12 protein-coding genes are annotated in these 14,225 nt (G+C 65.5%); 3 read left to right on the top strand and 9 right to left on the bottom strand.

Annotated features, from left to right (window positions below):
• Position 1 precedes the first annotated feature (1 nt).
• The 8 genes from DB459_RS17035 to DB459_RS17070 all read right to left on the bottom strand — a co-directional run bounded on the left by DB459_RS17035 (position 2) and on the right by DB459_RS17070 (position 9,052).
• Positions 2–1,930 (bottom strand): long-chain fatty acid--CoA ligase, encoded by a 1,929-nt coding sequence (locus tag DB459_RS17035; protein WP_253706459.1) that lies wholly within the window; start codon positions 1,928–1,930, stop codon positions 2–4.
• A gap of 10 nt (positions 1,931–1,940) precedes the next feature.
• Positions 1,941–2,756 carry an ABC transporter ATP-binding protein gene (locus DB459_RS17040; protein WP_253713606.1) on the bottom strand — a complete coding sequence of 272 codons (816 nt, stop codon included), beginning with the start codon at positions 2,754–2,756 and terminating at the stop codon, positions 1,941–1,943.
• 407 nt (positions 2,757–3,163) lie between these two features.
• Positions 3,164–3,838: a Crp/Fnr family transcriptional regulator gene (locus DB459_RS17045; protein ID WP_253706460.1), complete on the bottom strand. Its 675-nt coding sequence runs from the start codon at positions 3,836–3,838 to the stop codon at positions 3,164–3,166.
• 84 nt (positions 3,839–3,922) lie between these two features.
• Complete coding sequence (locus tag DB459_RS17050) at positions 3,923–4,618, bottom strand: ABC transporter ATP-binding protein (protein WP_253706461.1); 696 nt, start codon at positions 4,616–4,618, stop codon at positions 3,923–3,925.
• Entirely contained in the window at positions 4,618–5,367 is a 750-nt protein-coding gene (locus DB459_RS17055) for an ABC transporter ATP-binding protein (protein ID WP_253706462.1), read from the bottom strand. The genes DB459_RS17050 and DB459_RS17055 overlap by 1 nt, the downstream gene beginning before the upstream one ends.
• Positions 5,364–6,650, bottom strand: coding sequence for a branched-chain amino acid ABC transporter permease (locus DB459_RS17060; protein WP_253706463.1), 1,287 nt, complete (start codon positions 6,648–6,650; stop codon positions 5,364–5,366). The genes DB459_RS17055 and DB459_RS17060 overlap by 4 nt, the downstream gene beginning before the upstream one ends.
• Positions 6,651–6,675: 25 nt before the next feature.
• Positions 6,676–7,620: a branched-chain amino acid ABC transporter permease gene (locus DB459_RS17065; protein ID WP_253706464.1), complete on the bottom strand. Its 945-nt coding sequence runs from the start codon at positions 7,618–7,620 to the stop codon at positions 6,676–6,678.
• 187 nt (positions 7,621–7,807) lie between these two features.
• Positions 7,808–9,052, bottom strand: a complete 1,245-nt coding sequence (locus tag DB459_RS17070) for a branched-chain amino acid ABC transporter substrate-binding protein (protein WP_253706465.1) — start codon at positions 9,050–9,052, stop codon at positions 7,808–7,810.
• A gap of 298 nt (positions 9,053–9,350) precedes the next feature.
• Here DB459_RS17070 and DB459_RS17075 point away from each other — a divergent pair, with 298 nt between their 5' ends.
• Positions 9,351–10,301 carry a GDP-L-fucose synthase gene (locus tag DB459_RS17075; protein ID WP_305884135.1) on the top strand — a complete coding sequence of 317 codons (951 nt, stop codon included), beginning with the start codon at positions 9,351–9,353 and terminating at the stop codon, positions 10,299–10,301.
• Between the two features lie 16 nt (positions 10,302–10,317).
• Here DB459_RS17075 and DB459_RS17080 read toward each other — a convergent pair whose 3' ends face one another.
• Positions 10,318–11,151, bottom strand: a complete 834-nt coding sequence (locus DB459_RS17080) for a uroporphyrinogen-III synthase (RefSeq protein WP_253706466.1) — start codon at positions 11,149–11,151, stop codon at positions 10,318–10,320.
• 218 nt (positions 11,152–11,369) lie between these two features.
• Here DB459_RS17080 and purU point away from each other — a divergent pair, with 218 nt between their 5' ends.
• Positions 11,370–12,233 (top strand): formyltetrahydrofolate deformylase, encoded by an 864-nt coding sequence (gene purU, locus DB459_RS17085; RefSeq protein WP_253706467.1) that lies wholly within the window; start codon positions 11,370–11,372, stop codon positions 12,231–12,233.
• 684 nt (positions 12,234–12,917) lie between these two features.
• On the top strand, positions 12,918–14,105 hold the full coding sequence (locus tag DB459_RS17090; RefSeq protein WP_253706468.1) for an ABC transporter substrate-binding protein: 1,188 nt from the start codon (positions 12,918–12,920) through the stop codon (positions 14,103–14,105).
• Positions 14,106–14,225: the final 120 nt, after the last annotated feature.

Genomic DNA, 14,225 nt, shown 5'->3' on the forward strand with positions numbered 1-14,225 from the left:
CTCATTCGGCGGCCAGTGCCAGCGGCGGCGGACCGACGAGGTCGACCACCGCCAGCGTGCAACGCACCCGCTGGGTGCTGCCGTCCTGGAAGCGGATCACCGTGTCGATGTCGATCTGCGGGCGGCCGGAATAGATGGCGTCGATGATGCCGGCGTATTTCTCGTTGATGACGCTGCGCCGCACCTTGCGGGTGCGGGTCAATTCGCCGTCGTCGGCGTCGAGCTCCTTGTAGAGCAGGAGGAAGCGGGCGATGCGCTGGGCCGGCGGCAGGGTGGCGTTGACGGCCTCCACCTCCTTGCGCAGCAGGTCGTAGACTTCCGGCCGCGAGGCGAGGTCGCTGTAGGTGGTGAAGGCGATGCGATTCTTCTCGGCCCATTTCGAGATGATCGAATAACGGATGCAGATCATCGCCGCGAGGCTGTCGCGGCCGGCGCCGAGCACCACGGCCTCGGCGACGTAGGGTGAGAATTTCAGCTTGTTCTCGATGTACTGCGGCGAGAAGCGGTCGCCCTGGGTCGTCTCCGCGAGATCCTTGATGCGGTCGATGACGACGAGTTGCCCCTTCGGATTGAAATAGCCGGCGTCGCCGGACAGCAGCCAGCCGTCGCTCATGTCGGCGGCCGAGGCCGCCGGATTCCTGTAGTAGCCGAGGAACATGTTGGGATGGCGCACGACGATTTCGCCGACGCCGCTGGCATCGGGATTGTCGATGCGGATCTCGATCTCCGGGCCCATGGCGACGCCGGTGCTGTCGGGATCGACCGCCTCCGCCGGGTGCAGGGTATAGGCGCCGAGCAGTTCGGTCTGGCCGTAGAGCGTGCGCAGCGGCACCCCCATGGCGCGGAAGAAGCGGAAGGTGTCCGGCCCGAGCGCGGCGCCGCCGGTCGCGGCCGAGCGCAGGCGGCTGAAGCCGAGGCGGTCGCGCAGCGCACGGAACAGCAGCGTCTCGGCGAGGAGCGAGCGGCGGCGATGGTCGAGGGCTTTGAGCCCGGCTGCCATGCCGAGGTGGTAGAGCCGCCGCTTCAGCGGCGAGGCATCCATCACCCGGGCGCGGACGTCGGCGGCGAGCGATTCCCAGATCCGCGGCGCGAACAGCACGAAGGTCGGCGCGATTTCGCGGAAGTCGTTCATCATGGTGTCGGCGTGCTCGACGAAGTTCACTTTCATCCGGCACAACAGGCCTTTGCCGAGTGCGTAGACCTGCTCCATGATCCACGGCAGCGGCAGCACCGAGACGTATTCGTCCTCGGGTCCCTTGGGATCGAAGGCGAGATAGGTGGCGCAGTGGGCGAGCACTCTCCCGGCGGCGAGCATCGCCAGCTTGGGATGGGAGGTGGTGCCCGAGGTCGTGCACAGGATGGCGACGGCGCTGCCGCGCGTCGCATCGACGAGGCGGTCATAGAGGTTGGGCTCCGCCGCGGCACGGGCGCGGCCGAGCTCGGCGAGCTTGTCCGCGGGCAGCAGCCGCGGATCGTCGTATTTGCGCATGCCGCGCGGGTCGGAATAGACGATGTGCTTGAGCCTGGGCGCGCGGTCGCCGAGACCGAGCAGCTTGTCGACCTGCTCCTCGTCTTCGGCGAACACCAGGCGTGCGTTGCCGTATCCGAGCAGATAGGCGACTTCCTCGTCGAGGGCGTCGCGGTAGATGCCGAGACTCATGGCGCCGATGGCATGGGTGGCGATCTCGGCCGCGACCCAGTCCGGACGGTTGTCGCCGATGATGCCGATGACGTCGCCGGCGCAAAGGCCGAGTGCGGTCAGGCCGAGGGCGAAATCGGCGACGCGGGCCTGGTAGTCGGACCAGGTGTATTCGCGCCACAGTCCGAAATCCTTCTCGCGCAGCGCGACCTCGCCGCCGTGCTCGCGAGCGTTGAGCCGCAGCAGCTTGGGATAGGTGTCGGCCTGGGTGAGGCGGGCTCGGTAATCCATGACGCCTCCCTCAAGCGGCCGGCGCTGGTGCTGCATCGTCGGGGCTGACCAGCCGTTCGTCCTCCTCGCCGAGATAGGCGCGCTTGACGTGCGTGTCGGCGAGCACCGACTGCGGATCGCCTTCGGCGATCTTGCGGCCGAAATCGAGCACCATGACGCGATGGGAGATGTCCATCACCACCCCCATGTCGTGCTCGATCATCATCACCGTCATCCCGTACTCCTCGTTGAGATCGACGATGTAGCGCGCCATGTCCTCCTTCTCTTCGAAATTCATGCCGGCCATCGGCTCGTCGAGCAGGATGAGGCTCGGCTCGAGCGCCATGGCGCGGGCGAGCTCGACACGCTTGCGCAGGCCGTAGGACAGGGTGCCGGCGGTCGCCTTGCGCACCGGCTGCAGGTCGAGGAAGTCGATGATTTCCTCGACCTTGCCGCGGTGCTCGAGCTCCTCGGCGCGCGCGCCGGTCAGCCAGTACAGCGCGCCGGTCAGGAAGTTGTTCTTGAGGAGGTGATGGCGGCCGACCATGATGTTGTCGAGCACGCTCATGTGGTGGAAGAGGGCGAGGTTCTGGAAGGTCCTGCCGATGCCGAGCGAGGGCCGGGCATTGGGATTGAGGCCGGTGATGTCGCGGCCGCGATAGTACAGCCTGCCCTCGGTGGGGCGGTAGCGGCCGGAAATGCAGTTGACCATCGAGGTCTTGCCGGCGCCGTTCGGGCCGATGATCGAGAACAGTTCGCCCTCGTTGACGGTGAAGCCGACATCGGTGAGCGCACGCACGCCGCCGAAGCGCAGCGACACGCCACGCACTTCCAGCGCGGGCCGCAACGAGGCGGTGACGCCAGCCGCGGCCGGCGGCGTCGCCTCCTTGTCCAAGCTGCCCTTGTCCGAGCTGCTCTTGTTCAAGCCGCTCTTGTCCAATGTCTCCTGGACCAAGCCGCACCCCTCCCGTCCGGCGCCTTCGGCGCTCTCGTGCCCGGATTGTCGTTCATCCGGCGCCTCTAATCTAGTTCGATCGGGCCCGCTAACCTATTCAACTTAGGGCATAATGCTGCACCAGAAAAAATGGCGTGCGGCGGTCGCCCCGAGCACGCCATGGCTCCCACGCGCGGGCGCTGGTCCGCCAGCGTTTAGGTGACACAAGGCGGAAAATTTTCGAGGGAAGGATCTTCTTCAGAATGCGCTTTCGCACCGCGTTCGGCGCTGCAGCAAAACCGCTGCGCAGGCCGGCAATCCTATTCGCCGTAATTGGCGAGCCCGGCGAGGCTGCGCACCGTGATGCCGCCGCGCTCGACACCGAGCAGCCCCCTGGTCTCGAGCAGCTTGAGAGCCTCGTTGGTGTGCTGGCGCGACAGGCCGGCGAGCTGACCCAGCTCCTCCTGGGTGATTTCCAGATGGGTGTCGGCGGTCGGGTACAGCACCGGATTGAACAGCCAGGCGATGCTGCGGGCGACGCGGCTCGGCGCATCGAGCGTGCGGTCGTACTCGACGAGGCCGATGAACTGGCTGATCCGCTCGTTGAACTGGCGGATCAGGAAGCGGTTGAAGGCGACGCTGTTGTCGTACAGCCAGAAGAAGGTCGCCCGCTCCATGAGCGCCACCCGGCTGTCGCGCAGCGCGATCAGGTCGTAGCGGCGTGGTTCGGACTTCAGCACCGAGCCCTCGCCGAACCAGCTGCCGGCTCGCAGGCCGGCCAGCGTCGCAGACTTGCCGGACTTCGACACGGTCGCCATCTTCATGACGCCGCCAATCATGCCGGTCCAGAAATCGAGCCGGTCGCCGCGGTGGCAGAGATAGGCGCCCTTGGCGACGTCCTTCTCGACGATGCCGCGGCGGGTCTGCTCGATCTCGGTCTCGTTCAGCCCGTGCGCCCAGAAGGCGATCTGGCGCAGTCGCTCCGCCGAAATCATGGTTTGGACCGCTCCCTTGCGGACGGCAAAAGACGAGTGTCCCGTTTCCAACGTTCGTATTCGATCGCAGCAGACGCTCGCCGCCTACACCTCCAGCCATTCCTTGCGGACCGCGTCGTTGGCCTTGAGTTCGGCCGGCGTGCCCTCGAACACCATCCTGCCGTGACCCATGACGTAGACGCGGTGCGAGATGCGCATGGCGATCGACAGCTTCTGCTCGACCAGGAGGATGGCGAGGCCGCGCCGGGCGATCTCGGCGATGAGGTCGCCGACCCGCTGCACGATCAGCGGCGCCAGTCCCTCGGTCGGCTCATCGATCATCACGAGATCCGGGTTGCCCATCAGGGTGCGGCAGATGGTCAGCATCTGCTTCTCGCCGCCGGACAGGACGCCGGCGGCGGTGTCGGCGCGCTCGGCGAGATTGGGAAACATCGCCAGCATGTCTTCGAGCTTCCAGCGGCCCCGCCGGCGCGGGTCCTTGATCCCCATCAGGAGGTTCTGGCGCACCGTCAGCGTTGGGAAGATGTCCCGGTTCTCCGGCACGTAGCCGAGCCCGAGCCGGGCAATCCGGTAGCTCGGCCAGCCGGCGATGTCCTGCCCCTTGAAGCGGACGATCCCTTGCGGCGGCACCTCGCCCATGATCGCCTTGACCGTGGTGGAACGGCCGACGCCGTTGCGGCCGAGCAGGCTCACCACCTCGCCGGCATCGACGTGGAAATCGACACCCTGCAGGATGTGGCTCTTGCCGTAATAGGCGTGAAGATCATGCACCTCGAGCATCAGGCCGCCTCTTCGCCCAGATAGGCTTCCCGGACCTTGGGATTGGCGCGGATCTCGTCCGGCGTGCCGGAGGCGATGATCTGGCCGTAGACCAGCACCGAGATGCGGTCGGCGAGGCCGAACACGACGCTCATGTCGTGCTCGACGATGAGCAGGGTGCGGCCTTCGGTCAGGCGGCGGATCAGCTCCACCGCGCGCTCGGTCTCGGCATGACTCATGCCCGCGGTCGGCTCGTCCAGCAGGATGACGTCGGCGCCGCCGGCGGTGGTGATGCCGATCTCCAGCGCCCGCTGCTCGGCATAGGTCAGCAGGCCGGCGGGAATGTCGCGGCGGTCGGCGAGGCCGATGTCCTCCAGGATCTGGGCGGTGCGCTCGCGCACCTCGGGCAGGCGATCGACATTCTTCCAGAAGGCGTAGCGATGGCCGGTGGTCCAGAGCAGCGCGCAGCGCACGTTCTCCCACACGCTCATGTTGGCAAAGACGTTGGTCACCTGGAAGCTGCGCGACAGTCCGCGGCGGTTGATCTGGTAGGGCGGCAGGCCCGAGATCACCTTATCGCGCAGCAGAATCTCGCCGGTGGTCGGCGCCATGTAGCCCGAGATCAGGTTGAAGGTGGTGGATTTGCCGGCGCCGTTCGGCCCGATCACGGCGTGGCGCTCGCCCTGACCGACCGTCAGGTTGAGGCTGCGGATGATCTGGATGCTGCCGAAACTCTTGCTGACATTGCGGATGGTGATGGCGGGCGTCATGCGAGGTATCCCTTGGCGCGCGCCGCGATCAGCGCTTCGTCGAAGCTGTGGCCGACATAGGTCCAGGCCGGCCGTGCCACGGCGTAGCCGACCAGAACCAGCGTTGCCGCGGCCAGCCAGGTCATCGGGCTCGCCGTGTCGAAGGTCATGCCGAATGCCCGGATATGGGGATCGTCGGTGGCGTTGACGGTGTGATGGACGATCACTTCGATGCTCAGGACGCAGCCCGCGAGCAGGGCCAGCGTCGGCAAAGCCGCCACGGCGTAGGAGCGCAGGACCGGCCCCATCCGGCCCGCGCGCAACACCGGCCGGTGGCGCATCATGACGCCGGCGATGCCGCCCGGCGCGAACACCACCACGGCGATGAAGATCAGGCCGAAATAGAGCTGCCAGACCGAGGTGAGATCGCTGAGCGCCAGCGACAGATAGGTGACGAAGATGGCGCCGATAATCGGGCCGAAGAAAAGGCCGATGCCGCCGATATAGGCGGCGAACAGCACGATGCCGGATTGCGCGGCGCCGAGATAGGCCGAATTGGCGATCTCGAAATTGATCGCCGACAGCGCCCCGGCGATGCCGGCGAAGAAGCCGGAGAAGCAGAAGGCGATATAACGGACCACATGCGGATCGTAGCCGACGAACTGGACGCGTTCGGGATTGTCGCGCACGGCGTTGCACATCCGGCCCAGAGGCGTGCGGGTGAGAGCGTACATCGCGATGGCCGCGATCAGGGCCCAGAGCGCAACCAGGTAGTAGATCTGGACCTGTGGCCCGAAGCTCAGATCGAAGACGCGGAACAGCTTGGTGCGATTGGCGGTGACGCCGGCCTCGCCGCCGAAGAAGCTGCGCAGGATCAGCGCCGAGGAGCCGACCAGTTCGGCGAGGCCGAGCGAGATCATGGCGAAGACGGTGCCGCTGCGTCGCGTCGAGACCCAGCCGAGCAGCAGCGCGAAGGTGAGGCCGGCGAACCCGCCGATCAACGGCACCAGCGGCAGCGGCACCGGCCACTTGCTGGCGGCGATCAGGTTCATGCCGTGGATCGCCAGGAAGCCGCCGAGGCCATAATAGACCGCGTGGCCGAAGGACAGCATGCCGGTCTGGCCGAGCAGGATATTGTAGGACAGGGCGAAGATCACCGCGATGCCGATCAGGCTGAAGGTGGTCAGCGAGCTGCCCGAGGCGAACAGCCGGGGCAACACCAGCAACACGACTGCGGTCGAAATCCAGATGCCGTAGAAGCGCAGGTTCGCGCCCTTTGAGGAATTCCGGTCTTGCGTGCTCATGTCTGCGGGCTCGTGTCCTGGGGGCTCATGACTCGCGGGTTCCGAGCAGACCCATCGGGCGGAAGATGAGGATCAACACCAGCAGCATGTAAGGCAGCACCGGCGCGATCTGGGCGATGCTGACGTTCCAGATGTCGCTGAGCAGGGACGGACCGCTGGTGGCGAGCGGCCCGAACACGCTGGCGAGCGAGGCATTGATCGAGACCGCGAAGGTCTGCAGCAATCCGATCAGCAGCGAGGCGATGAAGGCGCCGGGCAGCGAGCCGAGCCCGCCGACCACCACGACCACGAACAGGATCGGGCCGAGCAGGCCGGCCATGTTCGACTGGGTGACCAGCGCCGGGCCGGCGATGACGCCGGCGACGGCGGCAAGCGCCGTGCCGAAGCCGAACACCGTCATGAAGATCCGCCCGACGTTATGGCCGAGATGTCCGACCATATGCGGATGGGTGAGCGCGGCCTGGACGATCATGCCGATCCGGGTCTTCTTCAGCACGACCAGCAGCGCGACGAAAATCGCCACCGCGACCGCCAGCATGAACATCTTGTAGGCAGGGTAATTGGTGGAGAAGACGGTGAAGGCCGGAAAGTCGAGCAGGGCAGGCACCCGATAGTCCATCGGCGCCTTGCCCCAGATCATCTGCACGACCTCCTCGATGGCGAAGGCGAGGCCGAAGGTGAACAAGAGTTCGGCGACGTGGCCGTTCTTGTGGACATTGCGCAAGCCGTAGCGCTCCACGGCGGCGCCGATGCAGCCGGCGAGCGCCGGCGCGATCACCAGTGCCGGCCAGAAGCCGATCCAGCGGCTGAGCTGATAACCGAAAAAGGCGCCCAGCATGTAGAAGCTGGCATGGGCGAAGTTGAGCACGCCGAGCATGCTGAAGATGACGGTCAGCCCGCTCGCCATCAGGAAGAGCAGCATTCCGAACAGAATGCCGTTGAGCGTCGATATGGCGATCAGTTCGAGCAAGGAAGGTCTCCCACCCCCAACGTGTTTCCCCTCGTGGTGAGGAGCGCGGCGCGCTCATTCGAGCCGTCGCCGGACTCCGGCGCGCCGCGCGTCTCGAACCATGAGGCCGAAGCATCTCCTGCAAGTCCGCCCTCGTCCGTCGAGACGGCGCGTCGCGCCTCCTCGGGATGAGGGCGGGAGATCCTCCTTACGGCCGGTCCATCTTGCAGGTGGTCGGCAGTACGGTGTTCGGGGTGTCGATCTTGGCGACGAGGCGCCAGCCCCAGCCGGTCTTCTCCTCGTCGAACGGCTCCTTGTCGTTGCGCGCGCCGAAGGAGGAGATGTACATCGGCTGGAAGAACTGATGGTCGTCCTTGCGCATGACGCCCTTGCCGCCGTCGTAGACCTCGACTTCCATGCCTTCGAGCGCCTTGGCGACCTTCACCGGGTCGAGCGAATTGGCCTTTTCCGCCGCGGCCTTGAACATCCGCATCTCGTTGACGGCGCGCGGGTAGAACAGGCTGAAGTCGTACTTGGCGCGGAGCGCCTTCTCGAATTCGGCGGCGGGGGCATAGCCGAGATTGGGCACGCCTTCGGAGATCTGGAAGACCTGATGGTCGAGATTGGCCTGCTTGATCGCGGTCGGGCCGCCGGTGCCGCCGGCGTAATAGGTGAACCAGTCGACCTTGAGGCCGGCGTCCGCGGCGGCCTTCAGCAGCAGCGCGAAATCCTGTCCCCAGTTGCCGGTGATGACGCTGTCGGCGCCCGAAGCCTTGATCTTGGCGATATAGGGCGCGAAGTCGGTGACCTTGAGCAGCGGATGCAGCTCGTCGCCGACGATCTGGATGTCCGGCCGCTTCTTGGCCAGCATCGCCTTGGCTTCGGTGCGCACGGATTCGCCGAACGAATAGTCCTGATTGATCAGGTAGACCTTCTTCACGGCCGGAACGGTCTTGATGTAGTTGGTCAGCGCTTCCATCTTGATGTCGGAGCTCGCATCCCAGCGGAAGTGCCAGAAGCTGCACTTGTCGTTGGTGAGCACCGGATCGACGGCGGCGTAGTTGAAGTAGAGCACTTCCTTGCCCGGGTTGCGCTCGTTGAATTTGGTGACGAAGTCGGACAGCGCCGCCGCCACCGACGAGCCGTTGCCCTGGGTGATGTAGCGAACCCCGGCATCGATCGCCTTTTGGGCCTGGACCAGGCTTTCCTGCGGATTGGTCTTGTTGTCGAGCGGTACGATCTCGACCTTCTTGCCGAGAATGCCGCCCTTGGCGTTGAGCTCGTCGGCCAGAAACTGGAAGGTCTTGAACCCGACTTCGCCGACGCTGGCGCCGCCGCCGGACAGGGGGTCGATATAGCCGAGCTTGACGGTGTCCTCGGCCGAAGCGCCGCCGCAGAGCGGAAGCGCCAGCAGCGCTGCCGTCATCAGCGCGGTGGAGAGGGATCTGCGCATGGTTATCCTCCTGAGATCGTTTCTGTCATTATCGGCCGAAGCCTTTTTGCAGGAACCTTATCGCCAATCTGGCGTGGGGTCCGCAAGTGGCTTGCGTCGTTGAATTTTCCTGCCGGATTGTGGGGGTGCAGGGCCGCTGTTGGCAAGGGTGGCCGTGGCCGGCAGCGATTTGCGCAGTGCGCAAATCGCGTGGTAGGGAAGGCCGCCAGCGGTGATATGCGGCCATGGTCGCGGCGGCGGTTCTCGGCCCTGACGGCCGTGATGACGGATGCCGGCTGCGGCGATCGTGAGGAGTGCAATGGCGACGACGCCGTTCGATCTGAAGGGCAAGAAGATCTATGTCGCCGGCCATGGTGGCATGGTCGGTGGCGCGGTGGTTCGCCGCCTGGCGAGCGAGGGCGTCGAAATTCTCACCGCCTCGCGCAGCGAACTCGATCTCGCCGACCAGGCCGCCGTCCAGCGCTTCTTCGCCGCCGCCCGGCCGCAGGTCGTGGTGCTTGCGGCCGCCAAGGTCGGCGGTATCGTCGCCAACAACACCCTGCGCGCCGAATTCATCTACGATAACCTGATCATCGAGGCCAATGTCATCCACGCCGCGCATCTGCATGGCGTCGAAAAGCTGTTGTTTCTCGGCTCGTCCTGCATCTACCCCAAGCTGGCGGCGCAGCCGCTGCGTGAGGACTCGCTGCTGACCGGCCCGCTCGAGCCGACCAATGAGCCCTACGCGATCGCCAAGATCGCCGGCATCAAGATGATCGAAGCCTATCGCGCCCAGTACGGCAGCGATTTCGTCAGCGTGATGCCGACCAATCTCTATGGCCCCGGCGACAATTACCATCCGGAATACAGCCATGTGGTGGCCGCGCTGATCCGCCGTTTCCACGAGGCGAAACAGTCGGGCGCTGGCGAGGTGGTGGTCTGGGGCACCGGGACGCCGCGTCGCGAGTTTCTCTATGTGGACGACATGGCCGATGCCTGCGTCCACCTGCTCAAGACCTATTCCAGCGACCAGCTGGTCAATATCGGCACCGGCGAGGACATCACGATCGCCGAATTCGCCCGCGTGGTGGCCGAGGCGGTCGGCTATGGCGGAGCGATCCGCTTCGACGCCTCCAAGCCGGATGGCACGCCGCGCAAGCTGCTCGATGTCGGCAGGCTGGCGGCGCTGGGCTGGCGTGCCCGCACCTCGCTGCAGGACGGCATTCGCCTGGCCTACAAGGCCTTCCTGCGCGAGACCGGCCCGGCCTGAGCGGGCAGGGTGAAGATCAGGCGGGGCCCCGGCCGGCGCCGAGGACCTGGGCCATGGCGCTGATCAGCGGCTTCATGAAGAAGGCGTGGTTGGCGGGGTAGATATCGGTCCGCAGTCCGTTGGCCGAGAGCTCCTCCGATACCACCGGGCCCACCGAGGCGATCTTGGTTCGCTCCAGCGCGGCGCGCAGCCGATCCTCGTAGCCGTGATGGCGGGCCGCCTCGATCAGGCGGCGCACCTGGCCCGAGCTCGTCAGGGCGACGGCGTCGACCCGCCCGGCGGCCATTTCGTCGATCGCCTTGAGGATGTTGGCGTCGGCGGCCTTCGGATCATAGACGTAAGGCAGCACCGTCTCGACCTCGGCGCCGAGCGCGGTGATGGCCGCGATGAGCGCGCCGTGATCCTTGTCGGGATAGAGCTGCAGGCCGACGCGATGGCCATTGAGGTCGTAGCCGGCGAGCAGGGCGGCGACGCCCTCCGAGGTCGGGGTATCGGTGGTTGCATCCGGAGCGAGGCCAAGGTCGCGCAGCGCCCGGCCGGGTTTGGGCCCTCTGGTGAAGCAGCGTGCGGCGCCGACCGCTTTGACGAATTCCGCTTCGAGGCCGATCCGCCGCGCCGCGGCCACCAGCCGGCGCAGGCCTTCGCCGGTCAGCAGCACGAAATCGTCCAGCGGGCGTTCGACGGCACGCCGGATGAAGGCCTCCACCGGTTCTGCGACCGGGTTGTCGTGGATCACGAACATCGGGCATTGCAGCACGTCGGCGCCCTGCTCGACGAGCAGGCGCGAGAACTGCGCCTCCTCCCGCGTCTCCAGGATCAGGATTCGCGCGCCGTTGAGCCGGTCCGCCATGAGGCACCTTCGAGATGAGAGCGTTCGCTGGTAAAAGGGACACTGGCATCATAGTGCGGTTTTGGATCTGACGCTCGTATGAAGAACTCGCTGCAATGCTGAAACGAGCGTCAGATCCACCGCACTAGCCATTGTCGCCGCTGCGGGGATTGGCGCAAGGGGGGGCGAGGTGATACAGGACGCGGAACTTTCGAGTTCATTCCCGGTGACGTGATCCCATGTCCTCATCCCAGTTCGTGCTGACTCTGTCCTGCCCGGACCGCCCCGGCATCGTCGCCGCGGTGTCCGCCTTCCTGCTGTCCCACGGCCAGAACATTCTCGACGCGCAGCAGTTCAGCGATACCGAAACCGGGCATTTCTTCATGCGGGTGCTGTTCGGGCCGGCCGATGCCCGCATTCCGCTCACCGACCTCAAGGCGGCCTTCGTCGCCATCGCCTCGCGTTTCTCCTTCGACTGGCAGATGCGCGATCGCGCCGAGCGGCGGCGCGTCATGCTGCTGGTCTCGAAATTCGACCACTGCCTCGCCGACATCCTCTATCGCTGGCGCACCCAGGAACTGGAGATGATTCCGACGGCGATCGTCGCCAATCATCCGCGCGAGACCTATAACGGCTTCGAATTCGGCGACATCCCGTTTCATCACCTGCCGGTGACGCGCGAGACCAAGGCGGCGCAGGAAGCCGAAGTGCTCAAGCTGGTCGAGGATACCGCGACCGAGCTCGTGGTGCTGGCGCGCTACATGCAGGTGCTGTCGAACGACATGTCGAAACGGCTTGTCGGTCGCTGCATCAACATCCATCACTCCTTCCTGCCGGGCTTCAAGGGCGCGAAGCCCTACCACCAGGCCCACGAGCGCGGGGTCAAGCTGATTGGCGCCACCGCCCATTACGTCACCGCCGATCTCGATGAGGGGCCGATCATCGATCAGGATGTCGAGCGCATCAGCCATCGCGATTCGCCCGAGGACCTGATCCGAAAGGGCCGCGACATCGAGCGGCGCGTGCTGGCGCGCGCGGTCCGCTATCACCTCGAGAACCGCGTCATTCTCAACGGCCGCAAGACGGTGGTCTTCACCGACTGAATACGGGTGCTGAGCATGGGCGCTCAGCCGGCAAAACCGTAGAGCCGCGGCGGGGTGTCGGTCAGCACGGCGGCGCGCCGGCGCGTCGACCGCCTCGAAGGTTGCCAGCTCCAGCGCGCAATCGATGCCGCCGTTCTGCTGCATTGCGATAGGTCGGGTGCGCTTCCGGTCATTCGCCGCCCGTCGCGCCTGACTGGTTCATGTCATGAAACCCAGCTGGTCTTGCCGGGCTGAGCCCGGTTGAGAAATGGTGACCGCGGGAACTTTGACCTGGACTTGTATACATTGAATTGCGATGTCCGGCGAATTCAGTCCCGGAAAGGTTGATTCAAGCAGGCTTCTGTATACAAATGGCGCCGCTCCGGCGGGCGCATTGCAGGAGGGGGACGTCGCGGGCCACAGCGCGGCGCGGACCATTCTCGGGTGGCCGAGATCTCGTTCGAAAGTCGATACTGACTTCGGCGACGAAATGGCGGCCTGTCATCGCGTCCCGGGGGTGGCTATGCGACGGTCTGCCTCGCCCGCCGCCCTCGCGTTTCGAGCGGCGCTGAAGACGCTGCGCCGGAGGGGCAGGGCCTGGCGGCAGGATTGCCGGGTGAGGGTTTCGCCTTCGCTCGGCCAATGCTCTAATTTTATCGAGACCACGCCAAGTGGTCCTGAACGAATAACCACTGGAGGGACCACATGACTGCATCGAAATTTGCACTGAACCGCCGTGCCGCCTTGGTGGGCCTTGTCGGCGCCGCCGCCCTGATCGGTACCCCGGCGCTGGCCGAGGACACCGTGAAGATCGGCCTGATCGTGCCGATGACCGGCGGCCAGGCCTCGACCGGCAAGCAGATCGACAACGCCATCAAGCTGTATCAGCAACTGAACGGCAGCACCGTGGCCGGCAAGAAGGTCGAAGTCATCCTCAAGGACGACGCGGCGCTGCCCGACAACACCAAGCGCCTCGCTCAGGAACTGATCGTCAACGAAAAGGTCAACATCATCGCCGGGTTCGGCGTGACGCCGGCCGCCCTGGCGGCGGCGCCGCTGGCGACCCAGGCCAAGGTGCCGGAAGTCGTCATGGCGGCGGGCACCTCGATCATCACCGAGCGCTCGCCCTATATCGTGCGCACCAGCTTCACGCTGCCGCAGTCCTCCACGGTGATCGGTGACTGGGCGGTGAAGAACGGCATCCAGAAGGTGGCGGTGCTGGTCTCCGATTACGCTCCGGGCGTCGACGCGCTGAACTCGTTCAAGGAGCATTTCGAGGGCGGCGGCGGCAAGATCGTCGAGGAAGTGAGGGTCCCGCTCGCAAATCCGGACTTTGCGCCCTTCCTGCAGCGCATGAAGGATGCCAAGCCGGACGCGATGTTCGTGTTCGTGCCGGCCGGCCAGGGCGGCAACTTCATGAAGCAGTATGTCGAGCGCGGTCTCGACAAGAGCGGCATCAAGGTGATCGGACCGGGCGACGTCATGGACGACGATCTGCTCAACAACATGGGTGATGCGGCGCTCGGCGCGGTGACCGCCCATATCTATTCGGCGGCTCACCCCTCGCAGAAGAACAAGGATTTCGTCGCGGCCTACAAGAAGGCGTTCGGGACCCGGCCGGGCTTCATGGCGGTCGGCGGCTGGGACGGCATCCATCTCATCTATGAAGCGCTCAAGAAGACCGGCGGCAAGGCCGACGGCGATTCCCTGATCGCGGCGATGAAGGGGATGTCGTGGGAAAGCCCGCGCGGCCCGATCTCGATCGATCCGGAAACCCGCGACATCGTCCAGAATGTCTATATCCGCAAGGTCGAGAAGGTCGATGGCGAACTCTACAACGTCGAATTCGCCACGTTCGGCCCGATCAAGGATCCCGGCAAGCTGAAGAAGTAAGGCCTGCGCGCCGGATTTTCCCCGGCGCCGGAATGCCCACCGCAGGCGCGGTTTGGTACCGCGCCTGCATGTCCTGCATATCAACTCTGATCGCAACGGAAGTCCCGACCACGATGACGA

The organism is Bradyrhizobium sp. WD16, from assembly GCF_024181725.1.
GTDB lineage: Bacteria > Pseudomonadota > Alphaproteobacteria > Rhizobiales > Xanthobacteraceae > Bradyrhizobium_A.